Origin of the sequence: Mycetocola tolaasinivorans (assembly GCF_003667565.1) — a bacterium.
Classification (GTDB): domain Bacteria; phylum Actinomycetota; class Actinomycetes; order Actinomycetales; family Microbacteriaceae; genus Mycetocola; species Mycetocola tolaasinivorans.
On the sequence record NZ_RCUX01000003.1, the window covers coordinates 117681 to 137575 of the forward strand.

Sequence of the window (19895 nt, forward strand, 5' to 3'; positions counted from 1 at the left end):
CTAGTCGGGCCTCGCGGTGGCAAGGAAACGGATGAATACGGCCATCCAGCCGAAGACCATGGCAAAGACCAGAATCTCGAACGCGGTCAAACCGAAGAACCCCATCGCGAACAGCGCGACGGAGACGAGCATTGCGGCCAGGAACAACCAGGAGGCGACAAAATAGGCCCGGGGCATGCCCGCGAGTACCCGAGGGCCACTGATCAGGAGCGCACCGAACGCGACGGCCATGCCCGAAGCGCAGACGTTATGGATGAGGAGGCTGACGTGCACGGGCACGATTCCCACGCCGGCCAGCATTACTCCCATAACGATGAAGAGGCGCGCGACGGTTCGCGGGCTCGTGCGGCTGCGCAGCTGGCCCGCGTCGACCAGGGGTCGCATGTCGTTTGAAACATAGATGGCGAAAGCGGTCACCATCAGGCCACCCACAATCAGGGTGCCGTTGAACAGCAGGCTTGACAGGTCACCAAAGGTGCCGAGATGGCTGAAGTGCGTGCGCCACCAGTCGGGATCGGATGCGGTGACCATCGAGGTCAGGGTGCCCAGCCCAACAAACGCCATGAGCAGGCTCGACATGCGCACGGTGGTGAGACGAGAGACCGAGAGGGTGATGATCCAGGCGGTGAGCCCGGTGGTCGTTCCCATGAGGAGCACGGACCAGAACGGATCAAGGATCAGCCCGATAAATCCTCGGCCCAGGAGGAGAAAAGTCGCGAGCGTCGTGAGCGATGCCAGCAGGCCGTGAACGATCACCACGCCGCTGAAGCTCACGATGGTGAGCGGCGATGGCACCTCGCGTCGCCACTCCTGGCCGGGGGAACGGCGTGCCAGGGCGTAACCGGTGGCCGCCGCGGCAGCTCCGAGTAGCCCCGCGGCGATCGCCGCCAGGTTGCCGAAAGACCACTCGCCGACGAGCGGAAGCGGCCGGGTCAGGCCCAGCACGAGGCCGAGCACGCCGCCGACCACCGCAGATGTGAGTGCCGCATAGAGCGCACGCGACTCGGTGCGCACGGCCGAGGCGGCCGCGTCGGGCCGAGCCGACGCAGCCGCCGAGGGTTCGAAGTTGTTCACGCGATTAGCGTACGGCGGAGTCGCCCAGAATACGAGCCTTCAGCGCGTCATATTCGCCCTGGTTAATCGAGCCGGAGTCCAGGAGCTGCCTCGCCTGAGCGATTTCGGCGGTCGGTGAGACCCCGGCCACGGAACGAATGTAGGTGGTCGCCGCCTGCTCCGCATCCCGCTGCACCGCGGCCGAACGCTCCGCCATACCGGAGCCGCGCGCAATCAGGTAGATCAGCGCGGTGAGGAACGGCACAAAGATGAGGAAGACAAACCAAATGGCCTTGAACCAGCCGTTGAGCTTCCGGTCACGGAACAGATCTCCAATGATTGAAAACAGCGCCATGAGGTAGGCGATGAACACAAAGATCGTGATGAACCACCAGATGGTGTCCCAGATCGTCGACCAGAAAGACATTCAATACTCCTTATGAGATGACCCTCGAACGCCGTGGGCGGGTGATGCCCAATCGAGGTGATCCCGAGCATATTTAGTTCGAGTGCGCTCCGAACCCACCAAATAATGTGGCCCCTAGATGCGGGGAACGGCCCTCCGGCAGGATTTCGGTTCCTCACATCGCGGCGCGCCCCCGGGCGAGGGAAAATCCCCTGGGTATGGGGGCCGGGCGGGCATGAGGGCACGGTAACGGCGGTCCCGCGTTGGGATATGATTTCAGGCATCAACCGCCAAATAGCCCACTGAGCCTGTCGTTTCTGCGGGTCGGCGGTGGGGCCCACACCAGGACGAAGGGACATCGGACGTGCGCGCGCGAATCGGAATCATCGATGATCACCCAGCCGTGATGCTCGGGGTGGTCTCGATCCTCAACGCGCAACCCGACATGATCGTGACGGCGACGGCCACGACGGTCCCGGAACTGATGTCTCACGGCGAGTATCTTGACGGCGTCCTACTCGACCTGAAGCTCGCGGATGAGAGCACGCCATCCGAAAACATCCGTCGAATATCGGAACTGGGTGTGCCGATCCTGGTCTACACATCCGGCGATCGCCCCTCGCTGATTCGTGAAGCCGCGCGGGCCGGTGCGGCCGGCATGATTCGAAAGTCGGAGCTCCCCGCGGATATCGTCGGCGCGGTGCGCTCGATGATCCGGGGTGAGGTTGTGGCCTCGGCCGACTGGGCCGCCGCCATCGATTTCGATCCCGAGTTTGTACGTGTCCATCTGTCGCCTCGGGAGGCCGAAGTGCTGGGGCACTATGCCGCGGGAGAAACCGCTGAGAGGGTGGCCTCGCTGCTGTATATCTCGCGGGAAACCGTGCTCGATCACATTCGTCGCATCCGCGCGAAGTATGCGGAGGCGGGCCGCGCCGCACCCACGAAGATTGACCTGCACCTGCGCGCCCTTGAGGACGGGCTGCTCTCCGCGAGCGATGATATTCAGGCCTAAAACCGAGACCGATGTCGGCATTGAGCGAACACTGAGCTGGCTGTTTGCGATCGGCGGCTGTGTCGTTTTCCTCGACCAGGCGATTTTCCGATTTGATGAGCTGGCGCTGTGGCAGCCCTGGTGGAATGCCGGCGGCTTCGTAATTATTGCCGGCATCATTGTGCTCGCCGCGGGGGCTCTCGTCCTCCCCATCGGTGTTGTGCGGGCGCTCTGCCGGGTACTTCCGCCGCTCTATACGACGCTGCAGTTTCTGTGGGTGCCCGCGATGATCTCCCCGAATGAGCCGACGGTCACATCGTGGATCTCGACGCTCGAACCGCCCATGGTCGCCATGCTGCTCCTGTCTTTGCGCCCGGTAGCGGCGGTCTGTGCCTCCCTCCTGATCTCAGCGACTCCGGCGCTGTCGAGCCTGCTCTTCCTCGGAACCGTTCCGTTTATCGTGCTGAGAGAAACCCCCATTCAGCTCGGCAACGTCCTCTACGTGGTCATCTTTCTGGCGGTGTTTGCTCAGCTCACACGGCTGCGTATGCAGGAGAGAGAGATGCATCGCCAACGGCAACATCAGGCGCAGTCCCGCGCGCGGGGGCGTGAGCATGCGCGGGTTTCCCGGGTAATTCACGATGAGGTGCTCTCGGCGATGGCCGCGGCAATTCAGACCGAGGGCGTGCCCCCGATGGTGTTGAAGCGCACGGCGGCGGTGGCACTTTCGGCCCTGGACGACCCCGCCGATGGTGCACCGCACCAGGCTACGCCGACGCTTACACTCGAGCGTGCCTATGACGTCATGACTCTCGATCTGCGGCGAATCGATGATCGGGTCGAGTTGCGGGCCGAACTGGGGGCCGGGTCGATCCCCACGGACGTTGCGAGCGCCGCCACCCTGGCCGCCGCGGAGGCGCTGCGTAACAGCATTCGCCACGCCGGAGACGGCGCAACCAGGTCGGTCGAGGTCCTGCTCGGCCAGGGGAAGGTGGAGATCAGAGTTTCTGATGATGGGCGGGGATTCAATCCCGAACACCCACACGACGGGCTGGGCATCAGGGAGAGCATCGTTCGTCGAATGGCCGAGGTTGGCGGGGAAGCGCGGGTCACCTCACTGCCCGAACGAGGTACCCGGGTGGTGATCTCGTGGCCGAGGTAATCCCCGCGCATACGCAGTCGGGCGGCCTCGGATCGAAGCAGGCGCGCTGGGTGTTTCTCTTCGTCTGGGCCTGCAACGTGTGGCTCGGGCTGATGGACGGCGACTTCAGCCCGCTCGACCCCATAAATGCAACGGCGTATGCGGCAGCTCTGGTCGGATGCCTGCTGCTCACCACTCCCGGGCGGCTACCGCTCACGGCCGCGCGCTCGACGATGCTGGTGATATCGGCACTCTACCTGGTGGCGGTGACGCTCCTCCGCGCACCGGATCCCGCCGCAACCGAGCTGCTGTACTTTGCCGCATACCTCGTCGGGTTTGTCATACCGCGCGGTAATCCGCGCGTCGGGGCGATCGGAAGCACGCTCGTGATCGGCGGCATCGCCGTCTGGGGTGTGGCCCGGGAAGCGACCGCGGGGGAGTTTGCCGTGCTGCTCGGGGTACCGATCGGATGCGTGGTAGCCGCTGCGGCGTGGCGGATGGGCTTGCAACTGATCGTGCGGCGGGAGCGTGATCATCGCAGCGTGGCCGCCCGAGCCGCGGAGAATGCGGCGGCGGCGGATGAGGCCGTGCGCATCTCGCGCCGGGAACTCGCCGAGATTCGCGCCGAGGTAGCACCCCTGCTCGAGGAGATCGTTCGAGGAACGCCGATTGATGCCGCTATGCGCGTCGCGCTTGTACGTACGGAGGCCGCGATCCGGGACCGGATTCGGGCACCTCACCTTCAGCATCCGGCCCTGGTCGCCGCGTTTGCGCTGCTGCGTGATCGCGGCGTGACGGTGGTTGTGCTGGGGGAGCCGACGGTCGGTGGCGGGATGACCGACACCCTGGCCGAAGCCGTCGTCGAACTGGTGCGAGAGGTCACCGCGGGCAGGGTCACGGTTCGCAGCCTGCCGAGCGGAAGACGCTCGGCACTCAGCGTTGTACTGCAGGGTGGGGCGGGCTCGGAACAGATACTGCTCTCCGCTTCGGGGACGATCCTTTCGCGCGGCTGATCGGCTGCGGTGCGGTGTGGTGAATCCCCTGGGCGTTGGATGTGTGGCGGTGGTGTGGTGTGGTCCGGGTGAATCCCCTAGGTAGGGGGCGTTTCGCGCGCCCGGTTCGCTCGTAGAGTCGGTGACAAATCGAACGCGATAGCCCAGGAGGATCACCGTGCACATCGATATGCCAACCCCGACCGATATCGAGCGTATTGCGGCGGCGCGCGAGAATCTCAGCGTGAGCATCTATATGCCTACCAACCCGATTCCGGCGCATGCGGAGGAAAATCGGCTTCGCGCCCGAGGGCTGTTTGAGAGCGCGCTTGAGCGGGTGGGGCGTCTCGCCGAGGATGAACATGCGCGACAGGAGTTGGACGAACGGCTCGACGCGCTTCTCAATGATCCCGATTTTTGGTCACATGTCGGGAGAAGTCTCGCGGTTTTCGCGACTCCGACGGGAATCATCGAGTTTCGGCTGCCGAATGAGCTCACCGAGTATGTTTCGGTTACCGATCGGTTTACCATCACTCCGCTGCTGCGGGCCGTCACGTTTCCGCAGGCGGCCTACGTTCTCGCGCTCTCTCAAAACGGTGCCCGGCTGGTGGAGGTCTCCGCGGACGCGCCGGCGCGGGAGGTTCCGGTTTCCGAGCTTCCCGGCAGCGCTGCCGAGGCCGTCGGGCTGCGCTCGATTGGTGGACGGTCGGCCTATGGCCGGATCCAGGGCGATGAGGGGCGGAAGGTGCGTCTCACGCAGTTTGCCCGGGCGGTCGATCACGCGCTGCGCCCCCTGCTTACGGGGAGTTCGCTGCCCCTGATCATTGCGGCCGCCGAGCCGCTGGCGAGCATCTATCGCAACCTCAGCGGGTATCATGCGCTGGCCGAGGAGGTTATTCCGGGTAATCCCGACGAGGTGAGTGCCGCCGATCTTGCCACCGCTGCACGCTCCATCCTTGACCGCCTGCATGACGCCGAACGTGCCGATCTGCAGGATGTTTTCAACAGTCGACGGAGCAGCGGTCGCGCGCTGAGTGACCTGAGTGATCTTGCGCGGGCCGCGAGCAACGGTGCCATCGGCGTTCTGACCGTTGATATGGATGCCGAGGTGCGCGGAACGATTGATGACTCGGGTGCCCTGCTGCTTCAGGACACCGAGCACGACGTGCTTGAAGAGCTGGCTCGCCGTGTTCTTGCGGGTAACGGTCGCGTGTTGGCCGTTCGGGCCGCGGATCTCCCGGTGGGCGTTGCCGCCGCGGGCATTTTGCGTTTTGCCATCTGAAACTCCGCTACTCACGCAGCGGGCCATCCCAGTTAAGGAGAAATCATGTGTACTCGAATCTTTTGGAACCGCTCGTCGCCGTTTGTGGTGGCGCGCACTATGGACTGGCCGGACTCCACGTTCCCGCAGATTTTCGTTTTGCCCCGCGGTCTTGAACACGACGGTGCCATTATTGGCGGGGAACAAATCACCGAAAACGGCCTGGTCTGGACCTCCCGTTACGGATCGGTAATCACCACCATCTACGGTGTTGGAACCGCAGACGGCGTCAATGAGCGTGGCCTGGCCGCGCACCTGCTCTACCTCGAAGACACAGATTTTGGTGACCGTGCGGTGGCCCGGCCGGCACTTGGTGTGCACCTCTGGGCGCAGTATCTGCTGGACATGGCGGCCACCGTTGAGGAGGCGGTGCTGCTGCTCGGTGAGGTGCAGCTGGTTATGGTTGAGGCCCACGGGCATCGGGCGTCCACCCATCTGGCGATCGAGGATGCCTCGGGAGACTCGGCCATTATCGAGGTTCTGGGCGGGGTCGTGAGCATTCACCGTGATCGCCGATTTACCGTGTTGACTAACGAGCCGCCGTATCAGGAGCAGTTGCGGATTCTCCTCGAACAGGATTTTTCGGCACCGAATGATCGGTCGCCGCTCGATGGCAACGTCAATCCCGAAGCGCGCTTTCAGCGGGCGTCCTACTTCACCGACTTGCTGCCGCACCCGAGCGATGAGCGTGGGGCGGTGGCGGGGGTGCTGGCAATCGCCCGCAACGTCTCCATTCCCTTCGGCGCACCGTATGAGGGTTTCGGGCTTTACAACACCGAGTATCGCACCGTCGTGAGCCTCGAGGCTCGTCGATACTATTTCGAGCTGACGACAGCCCCCAACCTTTTCTGGCTGGACCTGGACCGGTGCGACTTCACCGAGGGTGCCCCGGTCCGCGCCCTGAATCCGGACGATGTGACGCTTTCCGGGGAGGTTGGCGAGCACCTCACCGACGTCGCACGCCCGTTCTAACTCCGATCGTGAAAAACGCCCTGCCCTCCGTATACGGAGGGCAGGGCGTTTTTCGGTGTTGGAACTAGCCGTTGCGCTGTGTGCGACGACGGGTCAGGGCACCCGCGGCTCCGAGCAGTAGCAGGAGGGCTGCAATGCCGGCGACGATTCCGGGTGCGGAGGCACCGGTGTGGGGAAGCTCAATTCCGGTACCGGGGGTCTGGCCGCCCTCCGGGGTGCCCGGCGCACCCGATTCGTTCGGGGTGCTGCCGGGCGTGCCCGGGGAGGGCGTGTGGGAGGGAGCGGTGTTGGTCGGGGAGGGCGAGGGGGAACCGGGGGTCGGGGGGCCGGACGGGCTCGACGACTCGGTCGGGGCCACCGTCGGGTCCGTCACCTTCACCGCAGACCACGAAACGGCCAGGTTTGCGGTCGAGGCGGAATCGCTGGCCCGGGTGAGAATAATGGTCTGCGCGTGCTCTTCGGCAGTCGGGACGCTGTTTTCCGGAAGGGGCACCGAGACGATCTGGCCGGTGGGGCCGCTCGCGGTTGCGGACACCGTGACGTCCGTGGTGCCGGCGGTCTTCCGCTCACGGAGGTCCAGGTAGACGGCCTGGTTATCGCGAACGTTCGCCGCGTCAATCGCGACGCCCGCTGCGTCGGTCAGCTGAATTTCGCCCGCGGAGACCCGGGCCGTGGCCTGGTTTGTGCGCACAACAAACGGTCCGGCGATGGTGCCGGCGCGCGGCGAGGCGGACGGGCCGGTGATCGAGGCGGTGGCGGGTGCTGCTACCTCGACGGGGCCGGGGTGTGCGTTGGCGCCATTCACCAGATACCAGTAGACGGCCTCTGAATTCGGAGTCTCCCAGCGCCAGCTGGCGTCAAAGTTGAGGTCGGTATAGCGCCAGATCGCGTACTGGGTGGCCTCGATGGCATCGTTCTTTGCGAGGTTGCTGATGCCGACGGCCTTCTCCAGATCGGTCAGACTGAGGGTGGGGAACCCGTGGGTGAGGACCCACTGCACGCTGTTCTGCACGGCCGGGTTGGTGAAGTAGTTGATGCCGAGGAACGCGTTGAGGTTTCCAATGGTTCCGGTGACATCGTTGCGGGCGTCCACGTCGTGCTCGACGCAGTAAGCCCAGGCATCCGGGGTGTCTCCGGTGGGGGCCCCGGCAAACCACACCGGGAAGATTCCGGTGCCGGAGTAGCCAACTCGGTTACCAACGTAGACGGAATCGCCGGTCGTGGCGGGGCCACCGGGTGTGCCAGCGGCAAGCGCCGCCGTGGGGGCGGCGACTGCGCCGAGGGCGAGCAGTGCGGCTCCGAGCCAGCTGGCGAGCCGGCGCGATGTTCGGCGGGGTGTGGTTGCCATGGAGCGGCTCCTTCAAAGCGAACGGGGGAGCGCGTGAATACACCGTTGTTGCGCTCGGGAGGGTGGGACAGCAAAAGAATACTGACAATTCGCCGTGTGGTGGGTGAACACTGGGTGAGAAGACCCCCACGCAGGGGTCTTTGCGCACCGAAGTGACGAGAAGGAAGGGGGGTGAAGGGGCGACTAGGGGGCCTGCGGGAGCGAGGGATCCAGGTAGCCCTCCGCCCAGGCCACCCGCCCAAAGTCGAGCTGGGTGCGCACGGAGACACCGGCCCCCGCATACTTCTTCTTCACCCGGTCGAGGTACTGCTTGGCGGTTTCTCGGCCGATGTTCATGGCGGTGCCCACCTCCTCAATGCTGAGGCCGGAGGCGTACAGGACCAGCGCCCGCTCCTCCTGCACGCTGAGTGCGGGACGCTCGGGGTCGCCGGCGATGACCGTGGCGAGTTCGGTGGTCATCCACTGTTCGCCCGCGAGGACCGCGCGCACCGCGGCGAGGATGTCGTCCTCACTGTCGCGCTTGCCCACGATGCCGGCCACACCCGCGCGTAACACCTGACGCACCAGCACGGGCGAGGCGAGGGCCGAGAGTACGAGTACCGTGAGACCCGCTCGTACCATCTTCTCGACCTGCGCGGGGCTCACGCTGGGCTGACGATCCACCATGAGGTCGAGAACCAGGAGGTGCGGCCGCTCCTCGCGCGGCACGGACTCCACCCAGCGCACAAAATCCGGAGCCGTTGGCCCGCTGAACACCACGCGGTACTCGCCGGTTCGGGAGAGGATCTCCTCCGTGCGGGTGCGCTGGAGGAGGTGATCCTCCACGAGGGCAACGCGGGCGATTCTCGTGTCCTGCTCGCTCATGCCGGCCTTTCTGCAGACGTGGTGGGGGACTCCGCGCCGAATGGGGGCGAGGGGGTGGGGGTGAAGGTGATCTCGGCCAAATCGACGGTACCGAGACGGCGGTGGTGAACCTCGGCCTGCGGGATCTCGGGAAGGATGAGATCGGGGCCGGTGAGGGTGAGGCGTAGGCCGCCCTCCACCGGAAAGATCGTAGCCGACAGCGTACCGGTGGCGGGCCGAACACGCAGTTGAGCGTCGATGAGCTCCGCGATGGTGAGGGCCTCCCGCTCACCCGGTGCATCGCGATCACCGAGACGCAGGGCGAGTGGGACCCCGCGCTCGCGTGCGCGACCGGGCAGGGGCATGAGTACCGCGCTCAGGTACACCAGCTCGGGGTTGATCTGGACGAGTTGGCGCAGGTAGCGTTCCTCCTCGTCACATGCCGCGCGTGTGGGGGCCGCCTCGGGGCGGAGCACGCCGTCTCGAATCCCGCGGAGCAGGGTGAGGGCGGAGTCGAGGCCCGCGTCCATCCAGCGCCGGTATCCCTCCTGGGCGGCAATCTCCCGCGCCCCGCGCAGCCGGAGGGCGAGTGCGTCGCGCCGAGATGTCGCCTCGACCCCGGCCAGGTGGGTGACAAAACCCTGGAAGAGAGCCCAGACCGAGGAAAACCCCAGCCCCACCACCCCGGCGATGATCACGATCTGCGCCGCCGTTGCCGATACGGGCAGGACGGCCGCCGCCCCGGCAACAACGACGAACCCCCACAGCGAGGCCGCGAGGACGGCCCAGCGCCGCTGGCGCACGTGAGCCAGGAGCAGCACAAATGGGCCGGTGGCCGCGAGCGCCTGCCAGTGCACGGCACCCACGAGCCCAAACGTGGTTGCCCGCGCGGAGAGGAGGAATACCACGACGGTGCTGAGCGAGAGGATCAGCGGAAGAAGGACTCGGCCGCGGCGCAGAGCGGGCACGCGGGTGAGGCCCAGGGAGACGAACATCAGCCCGATCATGGGCACCAGCGCGTAGTCCACATCCGTGGCACCGGCGAGGGCCAGAACCACGCTCACCATCGTCACGCCGAGCCCCCAGTAGGCCCCCGACCGCAGGTGCACGGCGCGGGCCGAGGTGGACGGGTCGCCGACCTCGGGGAGGAGCGCCGTGTCATCGGTGGGTGGTGCGAGATCTATATTCAGGATCACCCGGGTGCCCGCTCCCGGTGTTCCGTGTACGGCGGCGGTAAACCCGTGATCCTGAGCGCGCTGAAGAATCGAGGCACCAATTCCGCGAATGTTGGCCGAGCCCGCCTCAAATCCGACGCCGTCATCACTCACGTCGATGCGGAGCGCCGTGGCGCTGCGGGTCACCTCAACGGTGGCATGCGGCGCGCCCGAGTGTTTTGCCGCGTTGGTGACGGCCTCACGCACGCACCCCACAATCGCGGCGATGGTTGGCTGAGAGAGCTGCGACTCGATCCGAATGATCTCCGAATCGTCGATGCCCTCACGCCGTGTGGAAAGCGCGGGCTGGGTGAAAACATCGTGCAGGCGCGCGGAGTCCTCGCGGGCGCGGGTGCCGCGGAGCGCGTCCAGGAGGTCGACGTCTCGCGCGCACTGCTCCCGCACCCGTGCGGCAGTGTGTGTGCTGGTGCTATCGCTGGCAATTGCGGCAAAGGTGTTAATTGCGGTGTCGTGCAGGACGCGGGAGTCCTCGGCGAGACGTTGGCTCTGAAAGCGGAGCGATTCGTTGCGGAGTGCGGCCCCGTCGGCCGCCCGAACGCTCTGCTCCACCCCGTCCGCGTGCCGGAGGAGCCCGGCGATTCCCAGTCGGATCGCGATAATGATGGAGCACTGGGTGACCACGATGGACACCGGAAGCTGGACGCCCCAGTCGGGCAGAAACACCACGATGACCGCGGCGGTCCCGAGGGCTGAGCCCGCGACGAGCCCAATGGTTGAGCGGCGGAGCAGGAGCAGCCCGGCAAAGCACGAGGCGAAGTTGATCTGCCAGCAGGCGGCAAAGACGAGTGAGGACTCCACGTCCCCGCTGGCTACGTAGCTGAGCGTTCCCGCGGCGAACATTGCCAGGGGAATCGCGCGCCAGAGGCGTCGTGAGCGCATGGCGAGCAGCGCGATGGCTCCGACCATGGCCTGCGCGAGGGCAGCCGGCCACCCGCCGAGACCCAGCGACACCAGGGTGGTGAGCACCATGACCGACTGCCAGACCGCCGCGGCACCGAGCACGACGCGCGAGATGGAGGTGAGAAGGGTTCGGGTGGCCCCTCCTGGATTCGCCGGGGTGAGGCCGGCAGCGGTGGAGATACCGGTGTTCACGCCCAGAGAGCGCAGTACGTGCATTCCTACCCGATTCGTCTCGCTGCCATGGTGATTCGATCAGTATAGGGACTCCGTGTGGCCGGGGAGGACGCGATGCGTGTGGTGGCGCGTACGGCCTGTCCTGAACCGCTGTCTGGGGGAGCCGGTAGTCTGGGGGAGGACGATTGTTGGAGCCCTCCGGCTCCCGATCGCGAAACGGAGGACACTGTGGCGGCAGCCCGCGGCGCAACGGCAGCAAAGACGGCTTCGAATGCCGCAATCCCACAGCTTGCGTGGAACCAGATTCGCCCCGCCTCCGTCGTGCTGGTGAGCGGCACCGAGGGCTTCCTCGCCGACCGCTCCATTCGGCTGCTGCGTGATCTGCTCCGTGCGGAGGATCCGAGCCTCGAGCTCAGTGAACTCACCGCCGACACCTACGTGGCCAGTGAGCTTGCCACCGTCGCCAGCCCCTCGCTGTTTGGCGAGCCGCGCTTTGTGCGCATCGATGCGGTGGAGAAGTGCTCCGATATCTTCCTGACCGAGGCCATCTCGTACCTCGAAAACCCCGCCGAGGGTGCCACCGTGGTGCTGCGGCACGCCGGTGGTGTGCGCGGAAAGCGCCTACTCGATGCCATTCGTGCGGCTCAGGGCACCGCCATTGAGGTGGTCTGCACCGAGCTCAAGAAGGATGCCGAGAAGATCGACTTCGTGGCCGCTGAGTTTGCCACCGCCGGGCGTAAGGCCCGCCCCGATGCCATCCGTGCTCTCGTGTCGGCGTTTTCCGGTGACCTCGCCGAGCTCGTGGCCGCCTGCACCCAGCTGATGGCCGACACCACCGGCGCCATCACCGAACAGACCGTCGCCGAATACTACGGTGGCCGCGCCGAGGTCTCGGCCTTCGCGGTGGCCGACCTCGCGATCGCCGGACGCACCGGTGAGGCCCTGCTGGGCCTGCGTCAGGCCATCAACTCCGGCACCGACCCCGTACCCATGGTCGCGGCCTTCGCGATGAAGATGCGCACCATGGCCAAGGTGAGCTCGGCCCGCGTGCCGAGCAACCAGATGGCCCGCGCGTTCGGCCTCGCCCCCTGGCAGATCGACCGCGCTAAGCGCGATCTCCGCGGTTGGAACGACGCCGCCCTCGGCACCTGCATCCGCCTCATCGCCGAAACCGACGGCATCGTCAAGGGTGCCGGGGGAGACCCGCTGTTCGCCCTCGAACGCATGGTTACCGCGATCGCGAGCCGCGGGCGCAGCCTGGCCCGCTAGCCGCCATACTCTGGATACGCTCGGCCGCTCTCCCCATCAGGAGAGCGGCCGATTTGTTATCCGCGCACAGCAAAAATCCCCGCCCTCCGAAGAGAGCGGGGATTTTAGAAAGCAGAATTACTTGGCGAGCAGTGCGTCAACCTGCTTGGCCAGAGCCGACTTGCGGTTCGCAGCCTGGTTCTTGTGCAGAACACCCTTGCTGACGGCCTTGTCCAGCTTCTTCGAAGCGGTACGCAGGGTCGAAACGGCGAGGTCCTTGTCACCGGCGAGGACAGCCTCACGGGTGTGGCGGACGACGGTGCGCAGCTCGCTCTTTACGGCCTTGTTGCGCTCCTGAGCCTTCTTGTTGGTACCAATGCGCTTGATCTGCGACTTAATGTTTGCCACTTTAGTTAGTCTTTCGTTTGTTCCGAATGGGAGTGTCGGTTAGCGAGAGAGGGCGCCGTCCGACTGTTTCGTGTGGATACTCCGCACGCAAGTCAAGACCCGAGTCTATCAGTTCTCGCCAATCCCGCCCAACCGTGACCCCGTGGCGCGTCGAAACCTGGCGGAACCGGCAACATCAGAGGGGAGCGCGGCGGTGCGCATTCGCCCCCGCAGCTTCTTTCGTGGGAGAATGGCCGCAAGGACCAGTGCGTCCGCGCCCGGAAATCCGGCACCAAACTTTTGAGCAGTCCCATTATCAGTGACCATTAACAACCAGAGGAACGCGTGAGCCCCCAAGCTGTAAAGGCCCTAGAGCCGGCGAGTACCCCGTCGGAGTTCATCCGTAATTTCTGCATCATTGCGCACATCGACCACGGAAAGTCGACGCTTGCAGACCGCATGCTCGGCATCACCGGCATCGTTGCCAACCGTGACATGCGCGCGCAGTACCTCGACCGCATGGACATCGAGCGCGAGCGCGGCATCACCATCAAGAGCCAGGCCGTACGTATGCCCTGGTCCGATGACGCGGGCCAGTCCTACGCACTGAACATGATCGACACCCCCGGTCACGTCGACTTCTCCTATGAGGTTTCCCGTTCGCTGGCCGCCTGTGAGGGTGCCATCCTCCTGGTCGACGCCGCCCAGGGCATCGAGGCCCAGACCCTGGCGAACCTCTACCTCGCGATGGAGAACGACCTCACCATCATTCCGGTGCTGAACAAGATCGACCTCCCCGCCGCCGACCCGGACAAGTACGCGCTCGAGCTCGCCAACCTCATCGGCGGCAAGCCCGAGGATGTCCTCCGCGTATCCGGCAAGACCGGCATGGGCGTCGAAGAGCTGCTGGATCGCGTGATTCGCGACATCCCCGCCCCCGTAGGCAACGTGGATGCCGCACCGCGCGCAATGATCTTCGACTCGGTGTACGACGCCTACCGCGGCGTGGTCACCTACGTTCGTATGGTGGACGGCACGCTGAAGCCGCGTGAGCGCCTGCAGATGATGTCCACCGGCACCACCCACGACCTCCTGGAAATCGGTGTCTCCTCGCCCGAGCCCGTACCCTCCAAGGGTCTGAGCGTCGGCGAGGTGGGCTACCTCATCACCGGTGTGAAGGACGTTCGCCTCTCCAAGGTTGGTGACACGATCACCCACGCGCAGAAGCCCGCTACCGAGGCCCTGCCCGGCTACACCGACCCGAAGCCCATGGTGTTCTCGGGTCTGTATCCGATCGACGGTTCGGACTACCCGATCCTGCGTGAGGCCCTCGACAAGCTCAAGCTCTCCGATGCCGCGCTGAACTACGAGCCCGAGACCTCGGTCGCGCTGGGCTTCGGCTTCCGCTGTGGATTCCTCGGCCTGCTGCACCTCGAAATCATCACCGAGCGCCTCGAGCGCGAGTTTGGTCTCGACCTCATCGCCACCGCACCCTCGGTGATCTACGAGGTCACCACCGAGGACAAAAAGGTCGTCACGGTGACGAACCCGAGCGAGTTCCCCACCGGCAAGATCAACTCGGTCTCCGAGCCGATGGTGCGCGTCGCCATCCTCGCGCCCAAGGACTACGTCGGTACCATCATGGAGCTGTGCCAGAGCCGTCGTGGTTCGCTCCTCGGCATGGACTACCTCGGTGAAGACCGCGTCGAGCTGCGCTACAACATGCCGCTCGCCGAGATCGTGTTCGACTTCTTCGACCACCTCAAGAGCCGCACCCAGGGCTACGCCTCGCTCGACTACGAGCCCTCGGGTGAGCAGGAAGCCGATCTCGTGAAGGTCGACATCCTCCTGCAGGGTGAGGCCGTGGACGCCTTCAGCGCCATCGTGCACCGCGACAACGCCTACGCGTACGGCGTACTGATGACCGAGCGCCTCTCGAAGCTGATCCCGCGTCAGCAGTTTGAGGTGCCGATCCAGGCCGCCATCGGTGCCCGGATCATCGCCCGCGAATCCATCCGCGCCATCCGTAAGGACGTCCTCGCAAAGTGCTACGGCGGTGACATTAGCCGTAAGCGCAAGCTGCTGGAAAAGCAGAAGGAGGGCAAGAAGCGCATGAAGATGGTGGGTCGCGTTGAGGTGCCCCAGGAGGCCTTCATTGCCGCGCTGTCCGGAGAAACCGAAACCGGTAAGGGCAAGAAGTAACGCCTTCCGGCGGCGGGGTCGGGTTAGACTGAAACCTACCCGCCGCCCGGAACGGCGTATTTACGCCCTCCGGTGGCCCAGAACTGATCGCGGATCGAAGCAGACAGAAAAGAAGCAGGGGATGCGCCGCAGCAATTTCGAAGACCAGCCCGTCGACTACGCAGCGGTTGGCGCCACTCAGGCCGCCGACCTCATGCAGTACCCGCCGCAGGGTTTTGTTCCCGCGGAGGACAGCATTCGCCTGGGCAGCGGTCGAGAACGCTACGAGGCCGCCGTCGCGACCCTGCTGAGCTGGGGCGCCCAGCGCGACGCCGGAATCGACGTGTCCGAGATTCGTCCGGGTAGCGGAAACGAGTACACCGGCATCCAGTTCGATGACGAGGGCAACGCCGTCGCACCGAACCGTCGACACAGCGAGCAGCGCTTCGCGCCGGACGGCACCCCGTTCCTCGACGCCGGCACCACCGCCAAGCTGCGCGGCCGGGTCGGTCGATACAACCTCGAGTCAAAGATTCGCGTGGTGTACCTGGTCGAAAACCAGAACTCAATGTCGTTCGCCTTCGGCACGGTTTCGAACGCCCGGATGAGCGGCGAGGAATCCTTCACCGTCGAGGTGCGAGAAGACGACTCCGTGTGGTTTACCGTGCGCTCGTTCATGCGCCCGGTGGGGGCAAAGTATCGGGCATTCCCGGTACTCGGAAGCGCGCGCCGCCGCGCCATCGCCACCGCGTACCTGCGCGCACTCTCGCCCACCTGGGCGAGCCCGAACGCCTGATGGGCGCACTTCCCCTGGGCGATCCTGCGCCCACCGACGGCGCCCTGCCCGCGAGCGCCAGCATCGGCAGTGCCGAGCGCCCCTTCAGCTTTTACCTGCACGTCCCGTTCTGTCGGGTGCGCTGCGGATACTGCGACTTCAACACCTACACCGCCACCGAGCTGCGCGGCGCCAAGCAGGTCGACTATGCCGATGAGGCCATCGCCGAGGTGGCGTTCTCCCGACGCGTGCTCGATGCTGCCGGCGTCGCGCCGCGCCCGGTAGACACCGTGTTCTTTGGTGGCGGCACGCCCACGCTGCTGCCCGCGAACGACCTCGCACGCATGCTGCACGCGGTGCGCGACACCCACGGGTTTACCCCGAACGCCGAGATCACCACCGAGGCCAACCCGGACTCCGTGGATGAGGAGTACCTGCAGACCCTGAAGGATGCCGGATTCACCCGCGTCTCCTTCGGCATGCAGTCCGCGGTACCGGAAACCCTCGCGACCCTCGATCGCAGCCACACCCCCGAGCGCGTTCCGCTCGTGGTGGAGTGGGCCAAGAAGGTGGGCCTGCAGGTGAGCGTCGACCTGATCTACGGTTCCCCGGGCGAAACCCTCGAACAGTGGCAGACCAGCGTCGATGCGGCCCTCAGCTACGGCCCCGACCACATCTCCGCCTACTCACTGATCGTGGAGCCGGGCACCAAAATGCACCGGCAGATCCGCAGCGGTGAGCTGGTCGAACCTGACGAGGACCTCCAGGCCGACATGTACGAGTACGCCGATCAGGCCCTCGCCGCCGCCGGATTCTCCTGGTACGAGGTCTCCAACTGGTCGGTGTCTCCCGAAACCCGCTCGCGGCACAACCTCGCCTACTGGCGGGGTGCCGACTGGTGGGGGATCGGCCCCGGTGCCCACAGCCACGTCGGTGGCGTGCGCTGGTGGAACGTCAAGCACCCCGCCGCCTACGCGCAGCGTATGGCAGAGGGCATCTCGCCCGGCCTGGGCCGCGAGGTTCTGGATGACGAAACCCGCGAGATGGAGCGTATCCTGCTGGAGTCCCGCACCGCCGAGGGCATCGCCATCGCCGGTCTTGAGCCCGAGGCCCGCCGCGAGATTCCCCGCCTCATCGCCGACGGTCTGATCGAGGGCCCCGCCGCGCTGCGCGGCCGCCTGCAGCTCACCCTCCGCGGCCGGCTCCTCGCCGACGCCGTGGTGCGCGCGCTCGTCGGTTAATACCGGGGCTATTAGCCGTCAAACACACAAGAACCGGGGTGCGTGAAAACGCACCCCGGTTTTGTATTGACGCAGGGCTAGCCCGGCAGGCCGATCCGGCGCTCACCCGAGCGCAGCTGCTGCAGCACCACGGCGAGCACCAGCAGGCCACCCTTGGCGACGTTCTGCCAGAAGGAGTTGACCCCGAGTAGGGTCATACCGTTGGTGAGGATACCCAGCAGGATTACCGCGAGGATGGTTCCGGCGATGGTGCCCTTTCCGCCCTTGAGCGCCGCGCCACCGAGGGCCGCCGCGGTGATGGCCTCGAGTTCAAGCCCCTCGGAACCGGATACCGGCTGGCCAGACCCGGTACGCGCGGTGATCAGGATACCGGCGAGGGCGGCCACCGCACCGGTCATCATGTAGATGCCCAGGATGTAGCGGTTGATGTTGATGCCGGCGAGGCGTGAGGCCACATCGTTGCCACCGACCGCGTAGATGTTGCGGCCCATCGTGGTGTATCGCAGAAGCACGTGCACGCCGAGGGCGATGACCACGAGGATCCAGATCAGCGTGGGAATGCCGAGCACGCTACCGCGGGCGAGGAACACAAAGAACGGGTCGGCACCGGTGTAGCCCTGCGCCCGGCCATCGGAGATCAGCTGCGCGATGCCCTTATACGCCGCGAGGGTGGCGAGGGTCGCGATGACCGGATTGACACGGCCAAACACGATGATGCAGCCGTTCAGCAGGCCACATAGCAGGCCGATACCGACCGCCCCGACCACACCGATGAAGGGCCCGGCCGAGGTGAAGATCATCGCGCTCGTTACCGAGGCGAGCCCGGCGATCGAGCCCACCGAAATATCGAGGGCACCCATGATGATCACCAGGGTCTGGACCACCGCGAGGAGGCCCGAAATCGCGATCGCGGTGCCGATCACCTTGAGGTTCGGCACGGTGAAGAACAGCGGATTCTGGCTGCCGATCACGAGCACCACAAACGCGATGGCGATCAGCAGCGAGACGTTTTGCACGCCCATTGCGGTGAGAAAGCGGCGGAATACGCCGGGGGTGCCGGGAACGACGTCGACGACAGGCGGGGTCTTACTGAGGGTGGGGGTAGGCACGAGGTGCCTCCTTCCTGAGGATCAAGCGGGGAAGAGTGGGGGAGCGACGGCTAGTCCATCGCGAGGGCGAGGATTGCCTCCTCGGTGGCGTTGGCGCGGGGCAGTACCCCGGTCACCCGGCCGCCGGCCATGACGTAGATGCGATCGGCGAGCCCCAGCACTTCGGGCAGCTCACTCGACACCACGAGCACCGCGACGCCCTGCTGGGCAAGCTCATCGATGATCGCGTAGATTTCGGCCTTGGCACCCACGTCCACGCCGCGGGTAGGCTCATCGAGCAGCAGGAGGCGCGGGGTCGTGGAGAGCCAGCGCGCGAGCACCACCTTCTGCTGGTTGCCGCCGGAGAGGTTCTTCACCAGCTGGCGATCGCTCGGGGTGCGAATGCCGAGTTTTTTGATGTATCCCTCGGCCAGTTCGTCCTCGCGCGCGGAGCTGACAAACGAGAAGCGGGAGATGCGCTTGAGCACGGCCAGGGCGATATTGTCGCGCACCGAGCGGTGCATGATCAGCGCCTCGGCCTTGCGTTCCTCCGGGGCAAACCCGATGCCCGCGGCGATGGAGTCCGCCGGGGTGTGGAACCGCACCGCGGTCCCGCCCATGCTCAGCGTGCCAGACTCCACTCGGAAGTCGCCCACGATGGTCTTGAGAAGCTCGCTGCGGCCGGCACCGACGAGACCGGCGATGCCGACCACCTCGCCCGCGGCCACTGTGAGTGAGACATCGTGCACAAACTCGTTGCTGACTCCGGCCAGCTCGAGCACCGTGTCGCCGGGGTCGATGGCCTCCCGATGGAACATCTGGGAGAGATCCCGGCCCACCATCATGCGCACCAGGTCGTCATGATCGGTATCCTCGGTGCGCTTGGTGCCCACCAGCTTGCCATCCCGCAGCACGGTGATCGCGTCGGCGAGCTGGAAAATCTCGTTCATCCGGTGCGAGACGTAGCCGATCGCAATGCCCTCGGCGCGCAGCCGACGAATCAGCCGGAAGAGGATCTCAACCTCCTCCTCACCGAGCGAGGAGGTGGGTTCATCGAAGCAGATGACCGCGGGACGATCCACAACCGCCCGCATGATTTCGACGATCTGGCGCTGGGCGGCCGAGAGCTCACTGCCGAGGGTTTCGGCGGCGATGACTCCGGCAAACCCGAACTCGGCCAGGGCCTCCCGGGCCTGCTCGAGCACCGCCCGGCGGCGAAACACGGGCCCGGAAGCGCCCAGCAGGCCCACGAAGATATTCTCTGCCACACTCACGTGCGGGATGATCTCGGGCTCCTGGGCGATTACCCGTATCCCCGAGGTGCGTGATTCACGCGGTTCGGCAAACCGGGTCTCGGCACCGTGCAGGGAGAGGACGCCGGAATCGGGCTGATAGTCGCCGGTAATGATCTTGAGCAGGGTCGACTTCCCGGCCCCGTTTTCGCCCATCAGGGCGGTCACCTCGCCCGCGCGCAGCTCGATGCTGACTCCGGAGAGGGCGGCCACCGGGCCGAAGCTCTTGGCGATATCGGTGGCGCTAAACACCACCTGCCCGGCGGAAACTGGCGGAGTGAGGGTGGACGCGTGTGCGCTCATGGCG

Annotated in this window: 17 protein-coding genes; 9 read left to right on the forward strand and 8 right to left on the reverse strand. The window is 65.7% G+C overall.

Annotated features, from left to right (window positions below; genetic code table 11):
• Together D9V32_RS04240 and D9V32_RS04245 are read right to left on the reverse strand one after the other, a co-directional pair.
• Positions 1–1074 (reverse strand): DUF998 domain-containing protein, encoded by a 1074-nt coding sequence (locus D9V32_RS04240; protein ID WP_121647665.1) that lies wholly within the window; start codon positions 1072–1074, stop codon positions 1–3.
• A 4-nt stretch (positions 1075–1078) separates the two neighbouring features.
• A complete protein-coding gene (locus D9V32_RS04245; protein WP_121647666.1) occupies positions 1079–1480 on the reverse strand; it encodes an SHOCT domain-containing protein in 402 nt (133 codons plus the stop codon).
• A 343-nt stretch (positions 1481–1823) separates the two neighbouring features.
• Between D9V32_RS04245 and D9V32_RS04250 the strand changes: the two genes are divergently transcribed.
• From D9V32_RS04250 to D9V32_RS04270, 5 genes are all read left to right on the forward strand, one after another.
• Positions 1824–2471 carry a response regulator transcription factor gene (locus D9V32_RS04250; RefSeq protein WP_220700648.1) on the forward strand — a complete coding sequence of 216 codons (648 nt, stop codon included), beginning with the start codon at positions 1824–1826 and terminating at the stop codon, positions 2469–2471.
• A complete protein-coding gene (locus tag D9V32_RS04255) occupies positions 2455–3612 on the forward strand; it encodes a sensor histidine kinase (RefSeq protein ID WP_183086173.1) in 1158 nt (385 codons plus the stop codon). Before D9V32_RS04250 ends, D9V32_RS04255 begins: the two co-directional genes overlap by 17 nt.
• Complete coding sequence (locus D9V32_RS04260; RefSeq protein WP_121647668.1) at positions 3600–4604, forward strand: hypothetical protein; 1005 nt, start codon at positions 3600–3602, stop codon at positions 4602–4604. The genes D9V32_RS04255 and D9V32_RS04260 overlap by 13 nt, the downstream gene beginning before the upstream one ends.
• A gap of 157 nt (positions 4605–4761) precedes the next feature.
• Positions 4762–5865: a baeRF11 domain-containing protein gene (locus D9V32_RS04265; protein ID WP_220700649.1), complete on the forward strand. Its 1104-nt coding sequence runs from the start codon at positions 4762–4764 to the stop codon at positions 5863–5865.
• 45 nt (positions 5866–5910) lie between these two features.
• On the forward strand, positions 5911–6876 hold the full coding sequence (locus D9V32_RS04270; protein ID WP_121647669.1) for a linear amide C-N hydrolase: 966 nt from the start codon (positions 5911–5913) through the stop codon (positions 6874–6876).
• Between the two features lie 64 nt (positions 6877–6940).
• Here D9V32_RS04270 and D9V32_RS04275 read toward each other — a convergent pair whose 3' ends face one another.
• The 3 genes from D9V32_RS04275 to D9V32_RS04285 all read right to left on the reverse strand — a co-directional run bounded on the left by D9V32_RS04275 (position 6941) and on the right by D9V32_RS04285 (position 11418).
• Entirely contained in the window at positions 6941–8224 is a 1284-nt protein-coding gene (locus D9V32_RS04275; protein WP_121647670.1) for a thioester domain-containing protein, read from the reverse strand.
• A gap of 183 nt (positions 8225–8407) precedes the next feature.
• Positions 8408–9088 carry a response regulator transcription factor gene (locus tag D9V32_RS04280; RefSeq protein WP_121647671.1) on the reverse strand — a complete coding sequence of 227 codons (681 nt, stop codon included), beginning with the start codon at positions 9086–9088 and terminating at the stop codon, positions 8408–8410.
• On the reverse strand, positions 9085–11418 hold the full coding sequence (locus tag D9V32_RS04285; protein WP_121647672.1) for a sensor histidine kinase: 2334 nt from the start codon (positions 11416–11418) through the stop codon (positions 9085–9087). The genes D9V32_RS04280 and D9V32_RS04285 overlap by 4 nt, the downstream gene beginning before the upstream one ends.
• Before the next feature lie 186 nt (positions 11419–11604).
• Here D9V32_RS04285 and holA point away from each other — a divergent pair, with 186 nt between their 5' ends.
• Positions 11605–12645, forward strand: coding sequence for a DNA polymerase III subunit delta (gene holA, locus D9V32_RS04290; protein ID WP_121647673.1), 1041 nt, complete (start codon positions 11605–11607; stop codon positions 12643–12645).
• A gap of 117 nt (positions 12646–12762) precedes the next feature.
• On the opposite strand, the gene rpsT is transcribed toward holA, so the two are convergent.
• The gene (rpsT, locus tag D9V32_RS04295) at positions 12763–13032 is read right to left on the reverse strand and encodes a 30S ribosomal protein S20 (RefSeq protein ID WP_121647674.1); all 270 of its coding nucleotides are present in this window, start codon (positions 13030–13032) and stop codon (positions 12763–12765) included.
• A 324-nt stretch (positions 13033–13356) separates the two neighbouring features.
• Here rpsT and lepA point away from each other — a divergent pair, with 324 nt between their 5' ends.
• From lepA to hemW, 3 genes are all read left to right on the forward strand, one after another.
• Positions 13357–15213, forward strand: coding sequence for a translation elongation factor 4 (gene lepA / locus D9V32_RS04300; protein WP_121647675.1), 1857 nt, complete (start codon positions 13357–13359; stop codon positions 15211–15213).
• Positions 15214–15334: 121 nt separating this feature from the next.
• Entirely contained in the window at positions 15335–15988 is a 654-nt protein-coding gene (locus D9V32_RS04305; protein WP_121647676.1) for a DUF1990 domain-containing protein, read from the forward strand.
• Entirely contained in the window at positions 15985–17208 is a 1224-nt protein-coding gene (gene hemW, locus D9V32_RS04310; RefSeq protein WP_121647879.1) for a radical SAM family heme chaperone HemW, read from the forward strand. Before D9V32_RS04305 ends, hemW begins: the two co-directional genes overlap by 4 nt.
• Positions 17209–17285: 77 nt before the next feature.
• On the opposite strand, the gene D9V32_RS04315 is transcribed toward hemW, so the two are convergent.
• Together D9V32_RS04315 and D9V32_RS04320 are read right to left on the reverse strand one after the other, a co-directional pair.
• Positions 17286–18317, reverse strand: coding sequence for an ABC transporter permease (locus tag D9V32_RS04315; protein ID WP_220700650.1), 1032 nt, complete (start codon positions 18315–18317; stop codon positions 17286–17288).
• A 50-nt stretch (positions 18318–18367) separates the two neighbouring features.
• Complete coding sequence (locus tag D9V32_RS04320) at positions 18368–19891, reverse strand: sugar ABC transporter ATP-binding protein (RefSeq protein WP_121647677.1); 1524 nt, start codon at positions 19889–19891, stop codon at positions 18368–18370.
• Between the last annotated feature and the right edge of the window lie 4 nt (positions 19892–19895).